This window comes from Porticoccus sp., assembly GCF_965660005.1.
Classification (GTDB): domain Bacteria; phylum Pseudomonadota; class Gammaproteobacteria; order Pseudomonadales; family Porticoccaceae; genus Porticoccus.
On sequence record NZ_CBFHYF010000028.1, the window covers coordinates 1 to 24,719 of the forward strand.

General features: G+C 56.0%; 25 protein-coding genes. 9 read left to right on the forward strand and 16 right to left on the reverse strand.

Annotated features, from left to right (window positions below):
* The 7 genes from ACTF5G_RS07105 to ACTF5G_RS07135 all read right to left on the reverse strand — a co-directional run.
* Positions 1-828, reverse strand: an 828-nt coding sequence (locus ACTF5G_RS07105) for an OmpA family protein (RefSeq protein ID WP_438952128.1), incomplete at its 3' end; no start/stop codon positions are given.
* A 160-nt stretch (positions 829-988) separates the two neighbouring features.
* Positions 989-2,503 carry a fumarate hydratase gene (locus ACTF5G_RS07110; protein WP_438952129.1) on the reverse strand — a complete coding sequence of 505 codons (1,515 nt, stop codon included), beginning with the start codon at positions 2,501-2,503 and terminating at the stop codon, positions 989-991.
* A gap of 50 nt (positions 2,504-2,553) precedes the next feature.
* Positions 2,554-3,330, reverse strand: a complete 777-nt coding sequence (locus ACTF5G_RS07115) for a hypothetical protein (protein WP_438952130.1) — start codon at positions 3,328-3,330, stop codon at positions 2,554-2,556.
* 134 nt (positions 3,331-3,464) lie between these two features.
* Positions 3,465-4,103 carry an antitermination protein NusG gene (locus tag ACTF5G_RS07120; RefSeq protein ID WP_438952131.1) on the reverse strand — a complete coding sequence of 213 codons (639 nt, stop codon included), beginning with the start codon at positions 4,101-4,103 and terminating at the stop codon, positions 3,465-3,467.
* A gap of 215 nt (positions 4,104-4,318) precedes the next feature.
* A complete protein-coding gene (gene groL / locus ACTF5G_RS07125; protein WP_438952132.1) occupies positions 4,319-5,965 on the reverse strand; it encodes a chaperonin GroEL in 1,647 nt (548 codons plus the stop codon).
* Positions 5,966-6,017: 52 nt separating this feature from the next.
* Positions 6,018-6,311, reverse strand: a complete 294-nt coding sequence (gene groES, locus ACTF5G_RS07130) for a co-chaperone GroES (protein WP_438952133.1) — start codon at positions 6,309-6,311, stop codon at positions 6,018-6,020.
* Between the two features lie 136 nt (positions 6,312-6,447).
* Positions 6,448-6,921, reverse strand: coding sequence for an FxsA family protein (locus ACTF5G_RS07135; protein WP_438952134.1), 474 nt, complete (start codon positions 6,919-6,921; stop codon positions 6,448-6,450).
* A gap of 24 nt (positions 6,922-6,945) precedes the next feature.
* Between ACTF5G_RS07135 and ACTF5G_RS07140 the strand changes: the two genes are divergently transcribed.
* Entirely contained in the window at positions 6,946-7,257 is a 312-nt protein-coding gene (locus ACTF5G_RS07140; RefSeq protein WP_438952135.1) for an MGMT family protein, read from the forward strand.
* A 26-nt stretch (positions 7,258-7,283) separates the two neighbouring features.
* On the opposite strand, the gene ACTF5G_RS07145 is transcribed toward ACTF5G_RS07140, so the two are convergent.
* Positions 7,284-8,663, reverse strand: a complete 1,380-nt coding sequence (locus ACTF5G_RS07145; RefSeq protein WP_438952136.1) for an AmpG family muropeptide MFS transporter — start codon at positions 8,661-8,663, stop codon at positions 7,284-7,286.
* 68 nt (positions 8,664-8,731) lie between these two features.
* On the opposite strand from ACTF5G_RS07145, the gene ACTF5G_RS07150 reads away from it, so the two are divergent.
* Together ACTF5G_RS07150 and ACTF5G_RS07155 are read left to right on the forward strand one after the other, a co-directional pair.
* The gene (locus tag ACTF5G_RS07150; protein WP_438952137.1) at positions 8,732-9,616 is read left to right on the forward strand and encodes an ABC transporter ATP-binding protein; all 885 of its coding nucleotides are present in this window, start codon (positions 8,732-8,734) and stop codon (positions 9,614-9,616) included.
* A 4-nt stretch (positions 9,617-9,620) separates the two neighbouring features.
* Positions 9,621-10,655, forward strand: a complete 1,035-nt coding sequence (locus ACTF5G_RS07155; RefSeq protein WP_438952138.1) for an ABC transporter permease — start codon at positions 9,621-9,623, stop codon at positions 10,653-10,655.
* An 8-nt stretch (positions 10,656-10,663) separates the two neighbouring features.
* Here the strand turns inward: ACTF5G_RS07155 and ampE are convergent, their stop codons facing one another.
* The 4 genes from ampE to ACTF5G_RS07175 form a co-directional block, all read right to left on the reverse strand.
* Positions 10,664-11,503, reverse strand: a complete 840-nt coding sequence (gene ampE / locus ACTF5G_RS07160; RefSeq protein WP_438952139.1) for a regulatory signaling modulator protein AmpE — start codon at positions 11,501-11,503, stop codon at positions 10,664-10,666.
* Position 11,504: 1 nt separating this feature from the next.
* Positions 11,505-12,068: a 1,6-anhydro-N-acetylmuramyl-L-alanine amidase AmpD gene (gene ampD, locus ACTF5G_RS07165; RefSeq protein ID WP_438952152.1), complete on the reverse strand. Its 564-nt coding sequence runs from the start codon at positions 12,066-12,068 to the stop codon at positions 11,505-11,507.
* Between the two features lie 149 nt (positions 12,069-12,217).
* Complete coding sequence (locus tag ACTF5G_RS07170; protein WP_438952140.1) at positions 12,218-13,156, reverse strand: DUF1631 family protein; 939 nt, start codon at positions 13,154-13,156, stop codon at positions 12,218-12,220.
* On the reverse strand, positions 13,113-14,468 hold the full coding sequence (locus ACTF5G_RS07175; RefSeq protein ID WP_438952141.1) for a DUF1631 family protein: 1,356 nt from the start codon (positions 14,466-14,468) through the stop codon (positions 13,113-13,115). The genes ACTF5G_RS07170 and ACTF5G_RS07175 overlap by 44 nt, the downstream gene beginning before the upstream one ends.
* A 309-nt stretch (positions 14,469-14,777) precedes the next feature.
* Between ACTF5G_RS07175 and nadC the strand changes: the two genes are divergently transcribed.
* Positions 14,778-15,635, forward strand: coding sequence for a carboxylating nicotinate-nucleotide diphosphorylase (gene nadC / locus ACTF5G_RS07180; protein ID WP_438952142.1), 858 nt, complete (start codon positions 14,778-14,780; stop codon positions 15,633-15,635).
* Here the strand turns inward: nadC and ACTF5G_RS07185 are convergent.
* The 4 genes from ACTF5G_RS07185 to ACTF5G_RS07200 are packed head-to-tail and all read right to left on the reverse strand — an operon-like array spanning position 15,632 to position 17,898.
* The gene (locus tag ACTF5G_RS07185) at positions 15,632-15,922 is read right to left on the reverse strand and encodes a hypothetical protein (protein WP_438952143.1); all 291 of its coding nucleotides are present in this window, start codon (positions 15,920-15,922) and stop codon (positions 15,632-15,634) included. The genes nadC and ACTF5G_RS07185 overlap by 4 nt on opposite strands.
* A 10-nt stretch (positions 15,923-15,932) precedes the next feature.
* The gene (locus tag ACTF5G_RS07190; protein ID WP_438952144.1) at positions 15,933-16,727 is read right to left on the reverse strand and encodes an inositol-3-phosphate synthase; all 795 of its coding nucleotides are present in this window, start codon (positions 16,725-16,727) and stop codon (positions 15,933-15,935) included.
* Between the two features lie 31 nt (positions 16,728-16,758).
* Positions 16,759-17,151, reverse strand: a complete 393-nt coding sequence (locus ACTF5G_RS07195; protein WP_438952145.1) for a GtrA family protein — start codon at positions 17,149-17,151, stop codon at positions 16,759-16,761.
* Between the two features lie 3 nt (positions 17,152-17,154).
* Complete coding sequence (locus tag ACTF5G_RS07200) at positions 17,155-17,898, reverse strand: CDP-alcohol phosphatidyltransferase family protein (RefSeq protein WP_438952146.1); 744 nt, start codon at positions 17,896-17,898, stop codon at positions 17,155-17,157.
* A gap of 326 nt (positions 17,899-18,224) precedes the next feature.
* On the opposite strand from ACTF5G_RS07200, the gene ACTF5G_RS07205 reads away from it, so the two are divergent.
* The 5 genes from ACTF5G_RS07205 to ACTF5G_RS07225 form a co-directional block, all read left to right on the forward strand.
* On the forward strand, positions 18,225-19,250 hold the full coding sequence (locus ACTF5G_RS07205) for a Fe(3+) ABC transporter substrate-binding protein (protein WP_438952147.1): 1,026 nt from the start codon (positions 18,225-18,227) through the stop codon (positions 19,248-19,250).
* Between the two features lie 16 nt (positions 19,251-19,266).
* Positions 19,267-20,931, forward strand: a complete 1,665-nt coding sequence (locus tag ACTF5G_RS07210) for an ABC transporter permease (protein WP_438952148.1) — start codon at positions 19,267-19,269, stop codon at positions 20,929-20,931.
* Between the two features lies 1 nt (position 20,932).
* Positions 20,933-21,991: an ABC transporter ATP-binding protein gene (locus tag ACTF5G_RS07215; RefSeq protein WP_438952149.1), complete on the forward strand. Its 1,059-nt coding sequence runs from the start codon at positions 20,933-20,935 to the stop codon at positions 21,989-21,991.
* Positions 21,992-22,122: 131 nt separating this feature from the next.
* Positions 22,123-23,592: a hypothetical protein gene (locus ACTF5G_RS07220; protein ID WP_438952150.1), complete on the forward strand. Its 1,470-nt coding sequence runs from the start codon at positions 22,123-22,125 to the stop codon at positions 23,590-23,592.
* A gap of 120 nt (positions 23,593-23,712) precedes the next feature.
* On the forward strand, positions 23,713-24,719 hold a 1,007-nt coding region (locus ACTF5G_RS07225; RefSeq protein WP_438952151.1), incomplete at its 3' end, for a nucleotide sugar dehydrogenase.

Here is a 24,719-nt window from a genome sequence, read left to right on the forward strand (position 1 = left end):
GTCTTCAACGATTTTTGCTTTAACCGCTGCCGCACGGGCTTCTGACAACCCCTGGTTGTAGTCATCGGAACCACGCGCGTCAGTGTGGCCTTCAAGCTCCAGAGTGATGTCGTCATGGACTTTCATCGCACTGGCAACTGCCTGTAGTTCATCACCGTAAATGGCACGAACAATTGCCTTGTCGAATTCGAATTCAACATTCAAACGAACGGTGATCGTGCGTTTTTCAGGCTCTACTGCAGGTGGCTCTGGCTCACGGGCCGGGGCAGGTTCCGCAGCAACCGGGACCACCGGCTTGTTAAAGTAGTAATTCACAGCCAAGTTGACGGAACCGTCGTTAACACCCTGAAAACCGCCTTCTCTCACTTTGCTGTGCAAACGTGCATCACCACGGAATTCCCACTGTTCGGCAATCATCTTGGAAAGACCAACACCGATTTGTACCTGGTGGGTATATTTTTCTTCAGGCTGCAGGTTGTTTTCATTGCTGCCACTGCGATCGTAGTAGCTAACACCTGCCAGCATGTATGGACGCCAGCCTCCGTCATCTTCGCCAAACCAGTAATAGGCGTTGATCTGCGAAACTTCGAGATCTGCATCGGCGATATCATGACCATAGCTCGCTTCCAGAGCCCAATCATTTGAAAAACGATAACCAAGATTCAACCCCAAAACACCCGATTCATCATGTCCACTGATCACACGATCACTGTCCAGATAGTAGTAACCGAGCGACGGGCCCAAATACAAACCTTCAGGGGTCTGCGCTGACGCTGATACTGATACGGTCAAGAGTAGTGTACCCATCACAGCTGAAATCTTTTTCATAATATCCACCATTAATTCCAATTTAAGAAAACCAGGCTCCTCGCCTCGTTACCAAAGTAACATAAAGCAGTTTACTACATATAAAATTTTTTTCCTGTGAACCTGTTCTTTTTAAAAAAATTGTCTAACCCGCTTGCCTGAAAATTATACAACCCGCCTGTCAGATGACCAACTGACGCTCTTCGATAAGGGCCTGCCAGATTTTTGGACCAGTCTGGTGTACCGACTCGCCTTTCGAATCCACCGCCACCGTCACCGGCATATCGACAATCTCAAACTCGTAGATCGCCTCCATACCCAGATACTCAAACGCCACCACTTTAGCCGCGGTAACCGCCTTGGATACCAGGTAGGCTGAACCGCCTACTGCCATCAGATAAACGGCTTCATTGTCACGGATCGCCTCAATCGCGGTCGGTCCACGCTCGGCTTTGCCAATCATACCGATCAGCCCGGTCTGCTCCAGCATGGTGCGGGTAAACTTATCCATCCGGGTTGCAGTGGTCGGGCCAGCGGGCCCCACTACCTCATCCCTGACCGGGTCCACGGGGCCGACGTAGTAGATAAACCGGCCCGTCATGTCCACCGGCAGTTTTTCACCTTTGGCCAACATGTCCACCATCCGTTTATGGGCGGCATCCCGTCCGGTCAGCATTTTGCCGGACAACAGCAGGGTCTCACCGGTTTTCCAGGCCTTGATGTCCTCTTTGGTAACAGTTTCAAGATTGACACGGCGAACACTGTCGCCCACTTCCCAGGCAATATCTGGCCAGTCATTGAGATCCGGCGGTATCTGATAAGCGGGACCAGAGCCATCCAGCTTGAAATGGGTATGGCGTGTGGCAGCGCAGTTGGGAATCATTGCAACGGCCTTGTTGGCCGCATGGGCAGGAAAATCCTTGACCTTGATATCGAGCACTGTGGTCAGGCCACCCAGCCCCTGGGCGCCAATACCGAGGTTATTCACCTTTTCAAATAATTCCAGACGCAACTCCTCTGCGCGACAGGAGGCCCCGCGGGCCTGCAACTCGTGTATATCGATTGGCTCCATCAGCGATTCCTTCGCCAGCAGCATCGCTTTCTCGGCCGTACCACCGATACCGATACCCAACATCCCGGGGGGACACCAACCGGCACCCATCTTCGGCACCTGCTCCAGCACCCAGTCCACTACCGAATCGGAAGGATTCAACATGGCAAATTTGGATTTCGCCTCCGAGCCACCGCCCTTGGCGGCCACATCAACTTCCACCGTGTCACCGGGCACAATTTCGTAATTGATCACCGCCGGCGTGTTGTCACCGGTATTTTTGCGGGCACCGTCCGGATCCGCCAACACCGAGGCCCGCAACACGTTGTCAGGACTTTTATAAGCCCGACGCACACCTTCGTTGATCATATCAGTGACGCTCATGTCGCCCTGCCACTGCACATTCATCCCGACCTTGACGAACACATTAACAATACCAGTGTCCTGACAGATCGGGCGATGTCCCATGGCGCACATGCGCGAGTTGATCAGAATCTGTGCCATGGCATCTCTGGCAGCCTGGGATTCCTCCCGCTCATAGGCTTCATTCACTGCCTGGATAAAATCCACCGGGTGGTAGTAGGAAATAAATTGCAGCGCATCGGCCACGCTATCAATCAGATCGTCTTGTCGAATTACAGTCATATCGCTCTCTCAGGCGGGCATTTACCCGAAATGGTTTCAGTCATTGGCCATCAGCCTGCGGGAGCACTCAGCTGCTGCTTGATCAACTGCAGATCACGATTGACCTGGAGCCGATAGGCATCGATGGCACGAATCGCCTCTTCATTGGCCGAGGTACGGGAACTCGCGTCCTTGACAGTCTTATCGATTGCATTGAGCCGGGTGGATATAGCCTGCAACCGATCGACTAAATCATTTACCTCAAGCTTGGCTGCCATGGCGGAACTGGCTGCGGTTTCTGCCGATTGCCCAGCCTTTTCAACCTTGCCGGCCATGCCGGCAATCTCCTGCTTGCGCTCCGCAGCGGATGCCTGCAACCCTTTAATGGTTTTCTCCTGTGCAGTGAGAGTTGCCCCCTGCGACTCAATATTTTTGCGGTTTGTATCAAAGGAAACGCCCCACAATTTACGAATTTCCGACCAGTGCTTATCCAGTGTTTCTTCATGCTCACGGATTTTCATGCCAAGGGTGGCTCCGGACTGATTGAGGGATTCATCCGTGGAAACGATCTTCACCTCCAGCTCGTCAAAACGGGACTGCAACTGAGCCAGGCGGCCCTTCTCCTGAACCAGCAGATAGCTCATTCCAGCAAGCCCCAACAATAGTACCAGCACCAGAAATTTCCAGACCGGACCGATGGTTCCCCCACCGGACGAACCAGGCGGCGGGGGTTGTTCCGCCACTCGCCTGCGGCCGTCGTCAACAGTTCCACTGCCCGGAGACCGACCGATACGGTCATCACTCTCGGGCACGATTGGATCAAAGCGCTTAAAATCCCTGTCTGTCATGATGGCGTTAACCTTTGGTTACAAAACATCGTTCAAGTATGGACACATCTCCGCCGGGCGGAGCGCGATATTATATACATCTCAAGCACAAAAAAACCGGCCCCGGGGCCGGCTTTTTTGATGCCATGAAGCAATTAAAGATAGTAAAGAATACCAAATAGCACCACGGTCAGACCAAGGCTCGCATGAATGACGCCTTTCACTGACGCCATGGGACCCTGCTTACCCACCAGAGCATTTACTTCGAGCGCAGCGATGAGGACGATGCAGACAATCAGGTCAATCCCGCCAACGCCGGTACCGTAACCACTTCCACCCCACTGTGATGCATGGGGGCTTGCCAGCATGCCAAAGGCCATGGGGCCGGAAAACAACACATTCGTGCGCGATGCCAGCAGCGCTTTGGCACCGGCTGCGGGGCCATCACCCTCTTTCATGCCCAGCGCAATTTGCTGCTTTGGCCAGATCACCAGCCAGACATTCAGGAACATCAGCGTACCCATAAGGGCAGCGATGACGATGGAGTTGTTGAATTGGTTATTGTGGGATAGTCCGCCCAGCAACAAAACACCGGTAATAAACGTGAACATGGCTCCCCAGCGGAACCACCAGAGAGCGCTCGGTGCCAGCTTGGCCTTGGCATCGGACAACGCCTCCGGAGTCGCCTGTTTGAAATAGCCACCCTGTACAAAATTGAAGTAGTACAACATGCCAATCCAGGTAATACCGAACAGCAAATGTCCCCAGCGGATGAGGAAGTTAATGAATTCCATTTGAATCTCCTTACAGACAGCAAGTTATTGGTGTATTTGATTTTGTTGTTATTAAAGCATTTGAGCACTTATTGGGCTATGGATAAATCCCCGGCACGGCAATTAAAAAACCGGGAGTGCCCGTCATGTCGGTTTGATTCTGTCACAAAATGCGCCAAAGATAAAAAGCCCCGCATAGCGGGGCTTTCTGTTTTGCAGTTAAGTCGCAGAACGGCTTACATCATACCGCCCATACCACCCATACCACCCATATCGGGCATTCCGCCACCACCAGCGTTATTTTCCTGGGGAGCTTCGGCCACCATGGCTTCGGTGGTCACCATCAAACCGGCGATCGAACCCGCCGCCTGCAGTGCTGTACGGGTCACCTTGGCCGGGTCGAGAATACCCATGGCAATCATGTCACCGTACTCACCGCTACCGGCGTTGTAACCAAAGTTACCTTTGCCTTGCTTGACCTTGTCCACCACCACAGAGGCTTCTTCACCGGCGTTGGTAACGATCTGGCGAAGCGGGGTTTCCATGGCACGACGGGCGAGACTGATGCCGGCATCCTGGTCATGGTTATCACCTTTCAGCGACTCAATCGCCTGCAGTGCACGAATCAGGGCAACACCACCGCCGGGCACAACCCCTTCTTCCACTGCTGCACGCGTGGCATGCAACGCATCTTCCACACGGGCCTTTTTCTCTTTCATTTCCGTTTCAGTGGCCGCGCCGACCTTGATCACCGCAACACCGCCCGCCAGTTTGGCAACGCGTTCCTGCAACTTTTCGCGGTCATAATCAGAGGAGGTATCCTCAATCTGGGCACGGATTTGATTGACGCGACCCTGAATGGCTCCGTGATCACCGGAACCGTCCACGATAGTAGTGTTCTCCTTGGTCATGGTCACACGCTTGGCGGTGCCCAGATGCTCCAACGTAGCAGATTCCAGATCCAGGCCCACTTCTTCGGAGATCACCGTGCCACCCGTGAGAACAGCAATATCTTCCAGCATGGCTTTGCGGCGATCACCGAATCCCGGCGCTTTACAGGCGGCAACCTTGACGATACCGCGCAGATTGTTCACCACCAGCGTGGCCAGTGCTTCACCTTCCACATCTTCCGCAATAATCATCAGCGGCTTGCCGGATTTGGCAACACCTTCCAGCAGTGGCAGCAACTCGCGAATGTTAGAAATCTTCTTGTCAAACAACAGGATGAAGACATCATCGTGCTCAACACTCATGCTCTCCTGATTATTGATAAAGTAAGGCGACAGGTACCCGCGATCAAACTGCATACCTTCCACGATATCCAGTTCATTCTCCAGACCGGTGCCTTCCTCTACTGTGATCACACCCTCCTTGCCGACCTTCTCCATCGCTTCGGCGATAACATCGCCGATATGGGCATCGCTGTTAGCGGAGATCGTGCCGACCTGGGCAATTTCCTTGTTGTTGGTACAGGGCTTCGCCAGTTTCGCGATCTCTGCTACGGCAGCAATTACGGCTTTATCGATGCCGCGCTTCAGATCCATCGGGTTCATGCCCGCAGCAACGGACTTCAGGCCTTCATTGACAATAGCCTGGGCCAGCACAGTGGCCGTAGTGGTGCCATCGCCAGCATCATCAGATGCCCTGGATGCCACTTCTTTCAACATTTGGGCACCCATATTCTGAAATTTGTCTTTCAGCTGGATTTCCTTGGCCACAGAAACACCGTCTTTGGTCACGGTGGGCGCGCCAAACGATTTTTCCAGAACCACGTTGCGGCCCTTTGGCCCCAGGGTGACTTTCACTGCATCTGCCAGAACATTGATGCCCACGAGCATCGGGTGGCGTGCATCATCTCCAAATTTTACGTCTTTGACTGACATAATTAACCTTCCTTAAAAATCGCGCTAATAGAATGTACTGTATGAAGAGGTATCAGGCAGTGATAACGGCCTTGATATCGCTTTCAGAGAGAATAACCAGTTCCTGGCCATCAATTTCAATGGTGTCGCTGCCGGCATATTTACCAAATACCACCTTGTCACCGACTTTGACATCGACCGGGCGAACTTCACCGTTATCCAGCACTCGCCCTATACCTACGGCGACGACCTCGCCTTCATTGGGCTTTTCCTTGGCAGACCCGGGCAACAGAATGCCGCCGGCTGTTTTTTCTTCCTCTTCCTTGCGACGAATAACGACACGGTCGTGTAAGGGACGAATTTTCATTGTGTTTTTCTCCAACTTTTAACGTTCTACCCTATTAAATTAAGAACAGAGTCCGGATATTACCGAGCTATGCACTATGTGGAGGCACCTGAGAGCATTTCAAGGGCCCTGTAAAAATATTTTTCGCGCTCAATCTTCATTTTTCACTATCCTGATTCCGCCAGAACTCTCCCTCAAGTGTCTTGCCACGGCGGTTTTCAGAAACTTTGTCGGGGGAGAAAGGTTCATTGAAACGTTGCTCCTGATGGCCCGCAATGACCACCTTTGCCACCAACCGGGAGACCAGCCACAAGCGCACCGGAGGAATCAAACCGGCAAACCCCAGCACATCCGTCACAAAACCCGGCGTCAGAAGTAACGCTCCACAAATCGCCAGCACAATGGTTTCTCCCATTTCCATCGCCGGCAACTCCCCGATATCCATTTTCTGTCGCGCCCGGAACAACGTCGCAAACCCCTGTTTACGCAACAGCGAGATACCCACCACCGCTGTCAGCAACACCAGACCGATAGTAGGCAGTGCACCGATCTGCTGCCCAACCGTGATCAATAACCACATCTCGACAACCGGCATCACAATAAAAAGCAGCAACAGATATTTCAAAGCCATCCCCATGAGCCCATAGCCAACCAAATGGGGGCAACCACCACTGAATTCAAGGCAAAAACACTGGACGGGCAAAAGAAAACATTTCTATCATTGACGATGACCAACGATGACCAGCTGCGGATCTACACTGTGCTGCACGCCATTCCCAGAGGATTCGTCACCAGTTACGGGCATGTCGCCACGCTGGCGCAACTTCCCCGGGGCGCGCGACAGGTCCGCAGACTCCTCAGCCAGCTTCCCGAAGAATCAACATTGCCCTGGCACCGGGTCATCAGGGCGGACGGCTCAATCGCATTCCCGCAGGGCAGCCCATCCCACCAGCGCCAGAAAAAATGACTGGAAGACGAAGGCGTCACCGTGACTCAGGGCAGAGTGGATTTGTCCGGCTTTGGCTGGAAGGGCTGACCCGAATCCAGCGCGTGTCGCCACAACAGCCAGGAGAGTATCACGGCAGGCAACCCCATCAGCGCCGCGTAGGTAAAAAACAGCTCGTAACTGCTGGCATCCACAATCACGCCGGAAAAGCCGCTGAAAAATTTCCCCGGCAGGGTCATCAGCGAACTGAACAACGCATACTGGGTCGCCGTATAGGCTCGATTGGTCATGCTGGACAGGTAAGCGATAAAAGCGGCATTGGCAAAACCACCGCTCAAATTATCGCCGCTGATCGCCACCGCCAGCCAGGCCAGATCCGCGCCCACTAGGGCCAACTTCACAAATAGCAGATTGGTCAGCGCCACCATCACCGCACCGGCGAAAAGAGGCTGGAAAATACCGTAACGCACCACCAGCAGCCCCCCCAGGAAGGAGCCGACCAACGTCATCACAAAGCCATAGAGCTTGCCGACATTGGCGATGTCCGTTTTGCTGAAACCGAGGTCGAGATAAAACGGATTGGCCATGATACCCATGGTGATATCACTGAGCCGGTAAAGCCCGATAAAAGACAGAATCAGAATGGCCCAGCTGCCGTTGCGGCGGAAAAACTCCACAAACGGTGCCACTACTGCTCCCAAAAACCAGGCTTCCAGCCTGAACCATCTGCCGGGCCGGTCGGCATGCAGGCGATGCGTCAGACCCGATTCAAGCTGCCGGGTTTCGACTGGGATAGCCCGCTCGGGCTCACTCACCAGCAACACGGTCACCACCCCCACCAGCATCAGCAACGCCATACACAAATATGCCGTATCCCAGTCAGACCAATCGGCCAGATAAAACGCACCGGCACCGGCAACCAGCATGGCGATCCGGTAACCAAAGATGTACATGGCCGACATGGCACCCTGATATTCATCAATGGCCGATTCGATCCGGAAGGCATCGATCGCCACATCCTGGCTGGAGGATGAGAAAGCCACCAGTAGCGCACAGATAGCCACACTGGTGAGGGATACGGTGGGATCCGTCATCACCATCGCTGCCAACCCCAGCATGACCCCCAACTGGCCGAGCAATATCCAGCTGCGTCGTTGGCCAAGCAGCCGGGTCAACATCGGCAACCTGAGGCGATCCACCACCGGCGCCCAGAGCACCTTGATGGAATAGGTGATGCCGACCCAACCAAAAAAACCGATCGTACTGCGGCTGATCCCCATATCCCTGAGCCAGGCCGTCAGTGTCGAGAACACCAGCAACAGAGGCAAACCGGCGGCAAAGCCGAGAAACAGCATGGCAATGACCTGTGGTCTGGAGTAGACCCGCATCGCCTCACCCCAGCTTGCCGTACCATCCTTCAATGCCATAACGACGCCTCTCCAAACAGGGCGATACCCTAACAGATAATCCTGCAGATGCTATACACTACACCGCCATGACAGCCATCCTTGAAGTACGCAATCTGAGCAAATCATTTCGTTCACTGAAAGCCGTGGATGATATCTCCTTTGCCATCCCCAAAGGGACCTGTTTCGGGTTGCTCGGGCCCAATGGCGCGGGGAAAACCACCACCATCGAAATGGTGGAAGGCATCACCAAGCCCAGCTCGGGGCAGATCTACTACAAAGGCAAACCCAGGGACAGCAGCTTTCTGGAACAAACCGGCATACAGTTTCAATCCACCTCGCTGATGGACTACCTCAGAACCCGCGAAGTGCTGGCCCTGTTTGCCCGCTTTTACGCCAACAGCACACCCATTGAAGCACTGATCGAGCTGTGCCAACTGGAAGATTTCCTGGACACCTATGCCACCCGCCTGTCCGGTGGCCAGCGCCAACGCCTGCTGCTGGCCGTGGCACTGATTAACGACCCGGAAATTCTGTTTCTGGACGAACCCACCACCGGACTCGACCCCCAGTCCCGACGACACTTCTGGTCACTGATACGAACCATCAAGGCCCGCGGCAAAACCGTGCTGCTCACCACCCACTACATGGAAGAAGCCGAGCTATTGTGCGATCAGCTGATTATTATGGACAAGGGGAATATCATCGCCGAGGGGTCGCCCCAGTCCCTGTTGCGCCAGCACTTTAAGGACAGCTATATCTGTCTCAACCGGGAAGATCTCGACGATGACCTGGCAAGCCTTGGCAGCCGGGTTGAAGTCCGTGAAGACGGCATTGCCATCGCCACCTCCAACGTCGAAAAAACCCTCGCCGAGCTGGTGGCCCTCAATATCAACCTGCGTTCCCTGCGAGTCCGCAATCCCTCACTGGACGATCTGTTCCTCAAACTCACCGGCCACCATTTAAGGGAATAAGCCCATGCGACGAATACTGGCCCTGTGGATGGCGAGAAACCGCGAATACTACCGTGACAAAGGCTCCCTGTTCTGGTCGTTTATTGCCACACCCTTCATCGTGATTGTGCTGGCGGTTGCCTTCTCTTCCGAAAACGAGGAGATATTCCGCGCTGGATTGTTGATCGACGGGGCGTCCGATCACGCATATACACACCCCTTTGGGGAAGAAACCGCCATTGGCCTGGTGGAATACACCGACCGACAGGAGGCTCTGCGCCGGCTCCAGTTTCACCAACTGGATATCCTGCTCACCACCCACCAGCCGTCCCAATACTGGGTCAATACCGAATCGGTCAAAGGCCGACTGCTGGAAAAGCTGCTGCTCCCCCAGGCTCAGAGCGGCGCAACATCACCAAACCCATCTGACTGGCAAAAGCAGGAAGTCAGCGGGAAAAAAATTCGCTATATCGATTGGGTGATTCCGGGGATATTGGCCATGAACATGATGTTCAGTGGTCTCTGGGGCATTGGTTATGTCATCGTCCGCTATCGCAAAAACGGCGTCTTGAAACGGCTCCAGGCCACCCCCCTCAGAGCCTGGGAATTTCTGATATCCCAGGGGCTGTCGCGACTGGGCATCATGCTCACCGTCACCATCATTGTATTTCTGGTCTGCCACCTGTTCATCGGTTTCATGATGGCCGGCAGCTATCTGCTGTTACTGCTGATCGCCATCATCGGCAATCTGTCCATTATCAGCATTTCCCTGCTGATGGCCGCCCGCACCGCCAGCGAAGAGCTGGCCAACGGCCTGCTGAACCTGATCAGCTTTCCCATGCTGTTGCTGTCGGAGCTGTGGTTCTCGCTTGACGATGCACCCAACTGGTTGCAGCAACTCTCCCAGCTGCTGCCCTTGACACATCTGGTGTCGGCCGCCAGGGCGGTCATGCTGGAAGGGGCCGGAATAATACAGGTAGCCCCTCAGCTGCTGGCACTGGGCACCATGACACTGCTATTCATCACGCTCGCGGGCCTGCTGTTTCGCTGGCACGATTGACCCGTTCCTCACCACAGCACCACCATCAGCGCCACCATTGACAGCGCAAAGATCAGGGTGCGCGTGAACAGTGCCTGAAGGTTGGCGGGCATTTCCTCACCGGCCTCATTGGTCACCACTTCGCCCTCGGGCACTGAGTGTTCCACATAGCCACCCAACACCTCGGCACTGCCGGCAGAAGAAAAAAAGGAGTGCCGCCAGCGGTTGAGACAGGCCGAAAAGTTACCCACAAAGCAGATGGAAATACCCACCAGTCTCACCGGCAGCCACTCCAGCAACCAGAGCCACTCTGCATCGGCAGATTCGCCGGTTGTGCCTGTGCGGTCGCGCCGGATCACCGACAACCGGTATAACAGTGCCCCGGGAGCACCCGCCAGGATGAACCAGAACATCACGGCAAAATAGCGCTCGAAATAGCGGTAGGCAATCACTTCCAGCGCCGCCAGACGCGACTGCTCCGCATCCATTACGTCATCGGTGTGCTCAGGGCTGAGCGCCGCAACATCGCGATAAGCCGCCTGCTGATCACCGCGCCCCAGATCCTCCTCGTAGTTCGCCACCTCAGGCTCCAGACTGCCGCGCCCGAGCGCATAGAGAAATACCAGCAGACTCAAGACAAACTGCGGCAGGCCCAACCAGCTGTGACCGAGCAACCCGATCACCAGTGCCAGCACAACAACCGGCAACAACAGGGTGATCACCTGCTGCACACGGGGAGCCGACTGAAGTTTTGACCAACCGGCAAGCTGGTCACAGAACCGGTAAAACCAGCCATCGGACTGAATCGTCGCCAGCGAACCCATCTGACGCAAAAGCAGCAGCCCCACCACAATTACAATAAATTCCATATCACGCCTCCAGAGCAGCGCTCAATCGCCGCCAGTCAAAGCAGGGGCCCGGATCGGTCTTACGCCCGGGCGCAATGTCACTGTGACCGACAATACGCTGTTTTGACAAACTGGGGTAGTGCGCCAGCAAAACCCTGACCAGCGCCGCCAGACACTGGTACTGTTGATCGGTATAGGGCCTGTCATCGCAGCCCTCCAGCTCTATTCCCAGCGAAAAGTCATTACAGTTTTCCGTACCCTCAAAGCAGGACTGTCCCGCATGCCAGGCCCGGTCATGAAGCGAAACAAACTGCACCACGTCACCATCACGCCGGATCAACAGGTGGGCAGAAACTCTGAGGTCGGCAATTTCGCAAAAATAGGGATGGGCTTCCGGATCCAGGCCATTGGTAAAAAAATCGCAGATATGCGCACCGCCGAACTGACCGGGCGGCAGACTGATATTGTGGATCACCAGCAATGAAACCACCGCTGTTGCCGGGCGCTGATTGAAGTTTGGCGAGGGCACCTGCAGCGCGCCCGTCAACCAGCCTTGAGGATCAATGGAAAAACCGGTGATAGTCAATGCTCCCGGCGCGAGGCCACCTGAAAACAAATTATCTGAACAAAAGCCACCTGAAATACCCGTCAAGCTCCTGGGGACTGCCCATCCTCTGGCACATCAACCCGGACAGCACAACGCAGGGTTGTTACTGCGGACAGCCTGAAGCAAAGTCAATGCACCGATCTGGACTGACACATCTCACCGACCACACCTTCCAGCGCACGGTCAAACAGCTGATTTTTTTCCAGCGGGCGAAGCTTCTCGCTTTGCAGGTCCATCGCCACCCGGTGGCGATGTTTTTCAAACACTTTCGCACCCTGGCGGTTCACAAAAATAAATTTACCAGAGGGCAGCACAACCCCAGCCAGCTTGCAACGCCGCTTATCGGCGCCGTCATCGGTCATCTCGACCCAGGCCCCTCTGGTGAGACTGTCGGCCCGGCGCAGGTATTGCTCATCCACAGGATCAAACGTGTCATCTTCCACGCCAGCGGGATTGCCCGGAATATTGGTTCTGAGGGTATCCACCAGCACCGCTTGCAGGGGACTGGCAGACACATCCTGAGACAAGATCTCTTCGCTACCACTGATGGTTTCACCGCGAAAATACTGCTCCATCGACCCCAACAGACGGCCCATGTCATAGGCATCGTAAGAGACATTTTCCAGACTGTCCTTGATGGTCTCCAGTACCGGTGCAATGACTCCGGCATCCGTCTGCCCCTGGGCCACCAGCTCCAGCAAGCGGTCCAGCAACCGAACGCTGCCCTGCCACTCCTCAGAGTCCTGACCGGACCGCAGATGATTCAGAAACAGCACTTTGCACCAGGCATCCTCGGCAAAATTGACCACAAAGCGCGGCAGGGTTTTGCCCTTCACACGTTCCAGCAGCACCCTGACCACAGCCTGATGGGCATGATTGACCTTTTCAGTGGCTGACACTTCCTCCATCAACCGCTGCTCCAGCACGGCGACCCGGCGTCGCTCCTTCTCCACCATATCAATAAAATTCAACAGCAGATGCGTCAGCGCGGCATTATCCCCGGGGGACTGTCCGGCAAGCTCATCAGCTACACTGGAAATCGCCCGCCACCGGATCCTCGTTAACATCGACGTTCTCTGTATAACCTATGGCCGCTTCGGCAATTTCGTTTAACAAACGTCTGGCCGGGTGCTTTTCCCGGTCAAAAAATGTGCTGTCCTTGAGGGCCAGTTGCAGAATCGGCAATTCCATCCTGCGCAATTCCGCCGCCAGCTGGGCACAGGCAACTGTCTGGTGATTGACTCTGACAAACAACCGGTCGAGTAAATCGACAACCCCTCGCTCAGTACCGCCGAGACTGGCTTCGCCCTGCTGCTCGAGATAGCCATCAATCAGCTGCAACAACCCCTCGCCGTCATCAGCAGCCTCGCTGACCCTGCTGGACCAGTCCTGTTGCAGGGTTCCCACCATGAAAGCAAGCTGCTCCCCATCTATTCGCTGACGGGTTTCAGCAGCGCCGACACTCGATTTGCCCGGTGCCCACTGCAACAGGTTTTTAAGTTGGGACAGTAACGGCCCGTAGTGCCTGCCTTCATCCGGACTGCGCCCGCCCTGACCGGAATCGGATTGACGGCCATGGTCGGCAACGCCATCCGTCGGGCGATTATCCGGCCTGGCCTGACCGGCACAAGTTCCAGCGGAAGGATGCCCGGCAACTGGTGCAGCCACCGACTCCGATGGACGCACCGGGGGCTTTTCCTGCTGACGCTGTTCAAGCCGGGCCTTGTGCAACTGCTCCAGATCAGGCAACACCCCCATATCGCGGAGACGATTGTTGCTTTCCACCAGAAAGTCTCTCAGCGGTCCCATGACCTGTCGGTCAAACAACTTGAACAGCACCAGCTTGACCGGCAGTTTCAGGGCAAGGTGAGACACCGCCTTATTGAAGGATTCACAGATCACATCCGGCCCAACCGGATTGTTCTTCATGATCACCGAGGCCGGCACCAGCGAGCCGAGTCGGGTGTTGAGTGCTTCCAGTTCCGCCTTGCACTGCTCCGACACTCTGGACACCATGGTGTCCAGAGCAATGATTTCCTCGAGCTGCTCGTTCTCCACCACTTCCAGCCCCTCGGCTCCCCGGGTGGACAACCCGGAATCCCGGCGCTGTCCCAGTTGCTGAAAGCTGTGGGTGAGCACACCAAAGAATTGGTGCTCGATATTTTTCCGCTCCACCCGGATCAGGCGCATCGCATCGAAATACATGGATTGTTGACGGTAGTTGTCGGCGCGGTCGGCGAGATCGAAAAAGGTGTCGTCCACCTGATCAAACATGGTGGAGATGCGACCGGCGAAAAATGTATGCGCACGGCCCTTGAGCGCCAGTAAAGGCTGGGGCAGTCTGAATAACGCTTGCGATAATTTATCTACATCTGTCACAGAGACACTCTATATTCCGGCATATTCAGGCAGCATTGCTGTCTACCCAAGGGGTAGAAAGGATTCCCGATGGCAGTGCCCTTGCCAACCGCTATTTTGCCGGAAATCCGAATTCCCCGGATTATAGCCTGATCGTGGCTGATAAACAGCCTGACAGGGATTATTGCCGGGGCGGAATGCGTTGGACGCGCGGCTTTCTGAGACGCCCCAGCCGACCACGGCAATGCGCACCGGCAGCATGACTGATATAATCGCGCTCGCATTGGCCGCACCGTATTCGCAACAGATGGCCCCTTAACGAGCTCCACCATGATCGATCCACAACAACTCATTGCAGACCGTCGGGATGCCGTCAGGCGTGCATTGAACGAGGACATCGGCAGTGGTGACATCACTGCCCTGCTGATTCCCGCGCAGAAGCATGCCGAAGCCAGTGTGATTACCCGTGAAGCGGCAGTGGTTTGCGGAACGGCGTGGGTGGATGAAGTATTTGCCCAGCTGGATTCCGCTATCGGGATCGAATGGCGGGTTCGCGATGGCGACGAGGTGCAACCCGGACAAGTGCTCCTGACCCTATCCGGGTCGGCCCGCAGCCTGCTGACCGGCGAACGCACGGCACTGAATTTCCTGCAAACCCTCTCCGGTACCGCCACTATTGCGCGACAGTTTGCGGCACTGGTAAAAGGAACGACCATCCAGATTCTCGATACCCGCAAAACCCTTCCCGGCCTGCGGCTGGCGCAAAAATATGCGGTGACCGTGGGTGGCTGCCACAACCATCGCATCGGTCTGTATGACGCCTTTCTGATCAAGGAAAACCACATTGCCGCCTGCGGTGGCATCGCTGCTGCGGTTGGCAAAGCACGGGAAATCGCCCCCGGAAAACCCGTCGAGGTGGAAGTGGAAAGTCTGGAGGAATTTCAGCAGGCGCTTCAGGCCGGGGCCGACATCATCATGCTGGATAACTTCGATGAAGGGCAGATTCGCGCAGCCATCGCCCTGAACAGGGGCACCGCCAGACTGGAAGTCTCCGGCAACCTTGAAGCGGACAACCTCTCTGCAAAAGCCATCGAGGGAATCGATTACCTGTCATCCGGCAGCCTGACCAAGCACTGCCGGGCGATCGATCTGTCGATGCGGATACAACTGAAAAACCTGTCGGACTAAACCCAATCCGCCATCAGCGCGGCGTAGGATTCATCGTCCGGAATCTGGCGCGGCGGATGCTTGCAGAAGAATGCCGAGGGAATATCCACTGTCCCGCTGATACCGCGCTCCAGTGCCAGCTTGGCACAGCGGATGGTGTCGATGGCCACCCCGGCGGAATTCGGCGAGTCCTCTACCGACAACCGCAGCTCAATATTCATCGGCACGTCACCGAACAATTTCCCCTCCATGCGGATAAAACAGACCTTGTTGTCATTCTGCCAGGGCACATAGTCGCTCGGCCCCACATGAATATTCTCATCGGGCAGCCGCTGCGGAATGGCGGCTCTGTACCGCCTCTGTTTTCGACTTTTTCTTGGAGGCCAGCCGGTCACGGTTCAGCATGTTCAGAAAATCCGTGTTGCCGCCGGTATTCAACTGGTAGGTCCGCTCCAGTTTCACACCGCGATTCTTGAACAGGTTACCCAGCGTGCGGTGAAGGATCGTCGCCCCCAGCTGCGCCTTGATATCGTCACCGATAATCGGCAGGTGCTTTGCTTTGAAGCGGGCCGCCCAGTCCGGATTACTGGCAATGAATACCGGGATATTGTTGACAAAGGCACAACCGGCCTCCAGGGCGCACTCCGCATAAAACTCGGTGGCTTTCTGGGAGCCCACCGGCAGGTAGTTCATCACCACGTCCACCGCCGCGCTCTTCAATTGCGCCACCACATCGGCAAGACCCGGCTGAGACCGGGTGTCAGGCAGGAAAGTCCGATCATCACCGTAACTCGCCATATGTTCGGAATAGCCATCGAGCACATTGCCCATGGAAACCGACACCCCGCAAGGTGGCACATCCGCACAGAATACGGTGGTGCAATTCGGCAGTGCAAAAATGGCCTCATTGACATCCCGGCCCACTTTTCGCTTGTCGATATCAAAGGCCACCACCACCTCGATATCCTCCGGCCGGTAACCACCCAGCTCATAATTCAGCAAACCGATTGAATCCTGCGCCCCGCGCAAACGGTAGCGATAAATCCCCTGTATCAGCGAGCTGGCGCAGTTGCCCACACCCACCACCGCTATTCTTATTTTCTTTCTTTCCACTTCGGCTCCTTAAGCATCAAAACAGCAAAATCTAATCGTCGCTGACAAGCCTGCCAGACGTCGCAAAGACAACCCGCCGGTGCAGGGGGTAATTAATGGCCAATGCCACCGCTGTCGCCACCAATATTCTTGCCGGCAGATAATCCAGCGCAAAATACGCCACCAGCGCCAATACACCAACCACGTTGGCTGCGGCGGCAATCAGACAGACCAGCATGTAGCTGTAGATCTGCCAGCCAATGCCCTCACGGTGGGCGTTGAAAGTCCAGCGGCGATTGAGGAAAAAGTTTACCAGCCCACCACAGAGCGGCCCAGCCGCCACAGCAAACGCCAGCGGCAAACCCAACACCTGAAAACACAGTATCATCACCAGAAAGTCGATGGCTGTGGCCACCACGGCCGATGTCTGCGCCCGAAAAAACATCCGTCAGCCCGCCCGCGCCGACAGAAACAGCGCCCTGAATCGCAGCGCTGCAGAGACATTCCCCAGCACCGCCAACAGCCAGATCACCAGCAATAGTGGCAGACCCTGGGGCCAGAATGCTGCGGCCGCCAACCCCAGCAACAGATACACATAACGTTCCGTGCGCTTCATGGCACCGCGCGGCACGGTCAACTGCATGGCCTCGGCCTTGGCGGTGGTATAACTGATCATGAACGATCCGTGAATGGCCAGCAGGCAGGCCAGCAGCGACCAGACATGATGGCGGAAAAACAGTGCACACCCGGCCAGCAGCATAAAGTCCACATAGCGATCGATGGTGGAATCGAGCACCACACCGGCGCGATCCGCCCCCGCCTGCAACCGCGCCAGCATGCCATCCAGCACATCGCCAATACCGGACAGCAGAGCCAGGCAAAAACCGTAGCCAAAATGCCCGGATGCAATCGCCACCGCGGCCAGAAATCCGAACAACAGAGACACGAACGTAACCTGATTGGGCGTCACCGAACAGCGCTGCAACAGCAACACCAGCGGCTCGACACACCAGACGGCAAAATTCATCACGGCCCTGCCGAGCAACGCACTGTCGCCCTGCCGGTCCACCCGCTCATAGCGCCTGAAACTGCCGCTGGCCAAACCCCGCAGACAATAAATCAGACCGAGTGACAACAGCAGAACAAACACTGCCAGAACGGCCCATGCCTCACCCTGTATCACCGCGGACACCCGGCGACCGGATCAATCCGGACTGACCAGCGTTCGCGGCGGATTCGCCCGTATAAAATGCCCGACAACATGGTTATTTTTATCCCAGCCTCAGTCTGCGTATCCGGTCAGACAAAGCCACTGCCGGCCCGACCATTCGACACCGGCCATTATAGAAAGGACAAAGGCCGCTTCCCACCGTTTATTTCAAACCGATGACACTCACCGCACTGAGGCATAATAATTTGATCCATCGCAATGATCTGCCACATATTTCTCAATGCGGCTGTTCCATTTAATAATAAATCTCATTACCATCAAGGGCTACTCCTACCGAAGAGGGTGTCATGCAAATCCGCACGCGTTTTCATCACTGTATTTTTGGCCTGATATTGGCCTGTTCCACTGCGTTTGTCAGCGCCGCTGAAGTCAATTTGTACTCCGCTCGGATCGAAACGCTGATCAAACCCCTGCTGGACACCTTTACCGAGCAGACCGGCATCAAAGTCAACCTGATCACCGGCGATGCCGACGGCCTGATTCAGCGCCTTGAGAGCGAAGGCCGCAACTCCCCCGCAGACATTCTGCTCACCACCGATGTGGGCCGACTGTATCGGGCCAAAGAAGCCGGTCTGACCCAATCGGTTGAATCGGCCACGCTGGAGCAGAACATTCCCATGATGTATCGCGATGACACCAACCACTGGTTTGGTCTGTCCCTGCGCGCGCGCCCCATTCTCTACGTCAAAGGCAAAGTGGATCCCGCCCAACTGAACCGCTATGAAGACCTCAGCGACCCCAAATGGAAAGGAAAAATCTGCATTCGCTCCTCCAACAATGTTTACAACCAGTCCATGGTGGCCTCGCTGATCGCCGCCAACGGCCCAGCCGCCACAGAGGAATGGGCCAAAGGGCTGGTGGCCAATTTCGCCATGCCACCGCGGGGCGGTGATCGCGACCAGATCAAGGCTGCGGCGGCCGGTCAGTGCGATCTGGCCATCGCCAACACCTATTACCTGGCGGGCATGCTCAGCAGCGATGACCCCGCAGAACGCGCAGCTGCCGAAAAAATGGCCGTCTTCTGGCCCAACCAGAATGATCGCGGCGCCCACGTCAATATTTCCGGTGCTGCGGTCACCGTCTCGGCACCCAACCGCGACAACGCTATCGCCCTGCTGGAGTTTTTAAGCACCGATGCCGCGCAGTCCTGGTACGCAAACGAAAATGGTGAATACCCCATCCGCGACAACATCGAGATCGGCCCGGTACTGAGCAGCTGGGACACCTTCAAGGCGGACCCGGTGGCACTGTACAAACTGGGTGCCGGCAATGGCCAGGCACTGCGCCTGATGGATCGCGCCGGCTGGCGCTAGCCGCACCATCCACCCCATGCCCGATTCCCCGCGACAACAACAGACACTGATCAGTACCGGCGCAGCGCTGCTGGCGCTGTTGCTGGCGCTGCCGGTGATTGTCGTGGTGAGCTACGTATTTGTGCCCACCGGCGAAATCTGGAGCCATCTGGCCGCCACCGTACTGCCGGACTACATCATCAACTCACTGCTGCTGATGTTCGGCGTCGCCATCGGTACCCTGTTGATCGGCGTCAGCACCGGCTGGCTCACCAGCATGTGCCAGTTCCCGGGCCGGGGCTTTTTCGAATGGGCCCTGCTGCTGCCAATAGCCATGCCCGCCTACATCATCGCCTATACCTATACCGGCATGCTCGATTTCTCCGGACCGGCACAAACCACTCTGCGCGAACTCACCGGCTGGGGCTACGGGGAGTATTATTTTCCCGATCTTCGCTCGATTCAGGGGGCGGCGATCATGCTCACGCTGGTGTTGTATCCCTACGTCTACCTGCTCAGCCGCGCCGCCTTTCTCAACCAGTCCATCTGCGTGCTGGATGCCAGCCGCACCCTCGGCAACGGCCCCTGGCGGACCTTCTGCTTCGTCGCCCTGCCACTGGCCCGGCCGGCGATCATCGCCGGGCTATCGCTGGCATTGATGGAAACCCTGGCGGATTTTGGCACCGTGCAATATTTCGGGGTCTCCACCTTTACCACCGGCATTTTTCGCACCTGGTTCGGCATGGGCAGCGCAGCAGCAGCCGCGCAACTGGCCGCCGGGCTGATGTGTTTCGTGATGGTGCTGATTCTGGTGGAGCGCTATTCCCGACGCCGCGCCCGCTACCACCACACCAGCCGCCGCCACCAGGATATTCACCGCTTTCCGCTGCGCGGCCTGCGAGCCTTTATGGCAAGCGCCTTCTGCCTCGGTATAGTGGCACTGGGATTCCTGCTGCCCGCTGCCCAGTTGCTGAGCTGGACGGTCAACGTCGCCGATCAAGTACTCGACGCAAGGTTCATGACTCTGGTGCAAAACAGCCTCGAACTGGCCAGCTACGCCGCCCTGCTGGCCCTGCTGCTGGCCCTGCTGCTGGCCTACAGCCAGCGACTGTTTCCGGGCAAGGTTCTGCAGAGCGCTGTCCGGCTGGCGGGCATGGGTTATGCCGTGCCGGGCCCGGTGATCGCAGTGGGCGTGATGATTCCCTTTTCCTTCATCGACAACAGCATCGACAGCTGGGCGCGCAGCCATCTCGACATCTCCACCGGACTGCTGCTCAGCGGCACTGTGGTGGCCGTGGTATTTGCCTACCTGACCCGGTTTCTCGGCGTATCGCTGCAAACCGTTGACAGCGGTCTGAGCAAAATCACCCCGTCCATGGACGAAGCCGGTCGCTCCTTCGGCTACGGCCCACTGCAAATTCTCAGACAAGTGCATGTGCCGATGCTGAAAGGCTCACTACTCACCGCCCTGCTGCTGGTGTTCGTCGATGTGCTGAAAGAACTCCCGGCCACCCTGATCCTGCGACCCTTCAATTTCAACACCCTCGCCGTGCGCGCCTACGAACTGGCATCGGATGAACGCCTCGCCGAAGCTGCACCCGCTGCCCTGGCTATCGTTGCGGCTGGTATACTGCCGGTCATCTTGATCAGTTGGACCATTACCCGGACCCGCCGGGTGGTCGTCACCAGGGATACCCCATGACATGACATCGCAACTCACCGTCACGGACCTGCAAATCAACTACGCTGGGAAAAGCGTCCTGCAACACATTTCCTTTTCACTGGAAGCGGGCGAAATCGCCTGCCTGGTCGGCCCGTCCGGCTGCGGCAAAACCTCCCTGCTGAGAGCCATCGCCGGTTTCGAACCAATTGCCGCCGGGCGGATCGAACTGCGTGGCCGCACCGTCTCCGGACCCGACAAAACACTGCCGCCGGAACAGCGTCATATCGGCATGGTGTTTCAGGACTTCGCCCTGTTCCCCCACCTCACCGTGGCACAGAACATCGCCTTCGGGCTGCGCAAAATGCCGCGCGGGCAACGCCGCCAGCGCGTTGATGAACTGCTCGAACTGGTGGAGATGCAGGACACCCGCAACCAGTATCCGCACCAGCTTTCCGGCGGCCAGCAACAGCGCATCGCACTGGCACGGGCCATGGCGCCGCGCCCGGATATCCTGATGCTCGACGAACCCTTTTCCAGCATGGACTCGGAACTGCGCGAACAACTGGCCCGCGATGTCCGCCAGCTACTGCGCAGGGACGGCATCACCGCCATTCTGGTCACCCACGACCAGAATGAAGCCTTTGCAATGGCCGACCACATCGGCGTACTGGGCGAAGGCGCATTACACCAGTGGGGCACCGGGTTTGATCTCTACCACCGCCCCGCCGACCGGTTTGTCGCCGACTTTATCGGCCAGGGCGTGCTGCTGCCAGGTATGATCATCAACGACAAACAGGTGCGCACCGAACTGGGTATCGTTACCGGCGACCTGGAGCCCGGTGAAGCCACCTCGCCCACCAAAATGGTCGATCTGCTGCTGCGCCCCGACGATGTCATTCACGTCGAGGACAGCCACCTGCAAGCCGAAATTGTCGCCCGCGCCTTTCGCGGCCCGGTGTACCTCTATACCCTGCGGCTGGAAAGCGGCCAGAAGGTGCTCTGCCTGGTGCAGAGTCATCACCAGCACGAAATCGGCGAAATGCTCGGCATTCGTCTGGAGGCCGATCACCTGCCGGTATTCAGACGCCACGCCCTGTGACCCGGCAGCCCGCCGCAACATAAAAACGGCAACACACGGCCCGGCCATCTATTCAGCGAACCCTCGCCGGATTACACTCCGCACAGATGAGTTGCCCCCGCCACTCGACCACCTTATAAAAATAACGATTCATGCTAAAGAAAACCTGCAAGGATGTGGTGCTGTTCCCCATCACCATTTATCGGGCCTGCCTGTGGCTACCCACGCGCCTGTGTGCTGAACGGGGATACTCCCGTGTCGGCAAGAGTCTCGGCCTGCTGCTCTACAGCCTGTTCGGCCTGCCACTGTCCATCCTGCTGGGACTGGAAATACTGATTGTCATCAACGCCCGATTGATGGCACACCTCATGGACGACAGCACCACCGATCAATCGCACCCATCGACCGGGACTGCCCCCCCGCACCACCAATCGGGGGAAACGCCACCCGCATGGCACACAGACCTTCAGGTCACACTGCCCGGTTATGAGCACAAACCATACCCGACACCCGATCCGACACTGCCCCGCGACCAATTTTATGACCAGCTACTGGCCACCTACAGCCCCACCATCCCCCACAAAATGGGGCACGAGCCACTGTGGGACATACCCACCGACATCTTCTTCGACGGCGACACCGATCCGCGCAATAACGTCAGCAACGCAACGAGCCGGGGCACAGTGCCCGCCGTGGTCCACGGCGAAGTGATCGCCGAAACCAGCGATGCCTACTACCACGCCTACATTCTCTATCACGTCAAGGACTACGACCTGCCCGTGCGGGAAGCCCTCGCTGACGCCACCTTTCACGACGGCGACAACGAAGGCATCCAGCTGCGCATCGATAAAGCCAGCATGCAGGTCACGCTGGTAGAAACCTGGTTCCACAACCGCTTCTTCCTCTGCAACCGCACTGGCGAATCCCAAGGCACCGAACCCATCCAGACCCGCACCCTGTTCGAGGGCGGCACCCACCTCGTGTTGTTTGTCCAGAGCATGGGACACGGCGTGCGTTGCGCCACAATAGAAGATTTTGCCGAACTGGCCGACAACAGCAAAATTCTGCGACTGGAAAGCGACCCGGACAAGCGGATTGACCCCGCCATCAACGACCATACCGAATACAATATCGGCTACCGGCTCGCCAGCCTGAAACCCTGGTACCGACTGGCAAAAACCCACACCGACTCCGGGGAAGACGCCGCCACCCTGTTTGAAGACAGCATCCCACTGGGCACAGACGCCAGCGGCAGGGCAATTCAGATTGGCAAATTCTTCGCCGCCAATGACGTCGAAAAACGCGCCTGGTCTCGCCCCAAACCGCCTTGGGCCTGGGATGACCGCTGGGACGACATCCCCGTCGGGCTGTGGCACTTTCACCCCAGCCTGTCCTTCAACAGCTACACCGGTGAAGACTATTCAGAGCAATATCAGTACAACGCACCGATGCATCTGATCTTCACCGCCGATGAAAGAAAAACCGTACTGGCTAGCCTGCTGACCGAACATTACCAACATGCACCCCAGCAGCTGGCGAGAAGAACCAACCCGGTAAACCGACAGCCGTCGTTATTGCCAGCGAAAAACCGGGCATCGGGGTACAGGTCAAGCGTTATGTGAACTATGTGGTCAATTCGTTGGGGTAATCGGCATTTTTGAATCAGGATCGTTTGTTTTGAGTGATAGAAATTGCTCTAATCAATTTTTGTATTACAAAGACAGACATCCGGAGCGGCATTCATGAAAATTACAGTGGTAGGCTCTGGCTATGTAGGTCTGGCAAATGCCGTTTTACTGGCTCGACACCACGAAGTCCTGATCTACGACATCATTCCAGAAAAAATAGCACTGATTAATCAGCGAAAATCACCCGTTATAGATCAAGATATCAACGACTTGTTTCAGCATGGCAAGCTCAGCCTAACGGCTACGGCGTGCAAGGAATCCTTATACAAAGACGCTGATTTCATCATTATTGCAACGCCGACAGATTACGACCGGCGCACCAATTTTTTTAACACCGAAAGCATAGAATCTGTTATTGAAGACGTGCTTATTTACAATAAAAATCCAACTATCGTCATTAAATCCACAGTGCCGGTAGAGTATACCAAGCGAATCAAAGACCGTTTTTTATTAAAAAATATCATCTTTTCACCGGAGTTTCTCCGAGAAGGAAAAGCTTTATACGACACACTTCACCCGAGCAGAATCATCATTGGCGACAAGAGTGAGAAAGGTGCAGCGTTTGCCGAACTACTCACTAAAAGTGCAATAAAAAAACATATCCCTCTTTTACTGACAGACTCCACAGAAGCAGAAGCGATCAAGCTTTTTGCCAACACCTACCTTGCCATGAGGGTTGCCTTCTTTAATGAACTGGACTCCTACGCCGAGACACATCACCTCAATAGCCGACAAATTATTGACGGGGTGTGTCTAGATGACAGGATCGGTCAGCACTATAACAACCCCTCTTTTGGCTACGGAGGATACTGTCTCCCCAAGGACACAAAACAGTTACTCACCAATTTTCAGGATGTTCCAAACAACCTGATCAATGCTATCGTTTCAGCAAATACCACCCGCAAGGATTTCATTGCAGAATCCGTGATCAAGGCCAATCCAAAAGTTGTGGGAATTTATCGTCTGGTTATGAAAGCAGATTCATCAAACTATCGGGACTCCGCCATCCAGGGCGTGATGAAACGCATTAAAGCGAAAGGTATAAATGTTGTCGTGTACGA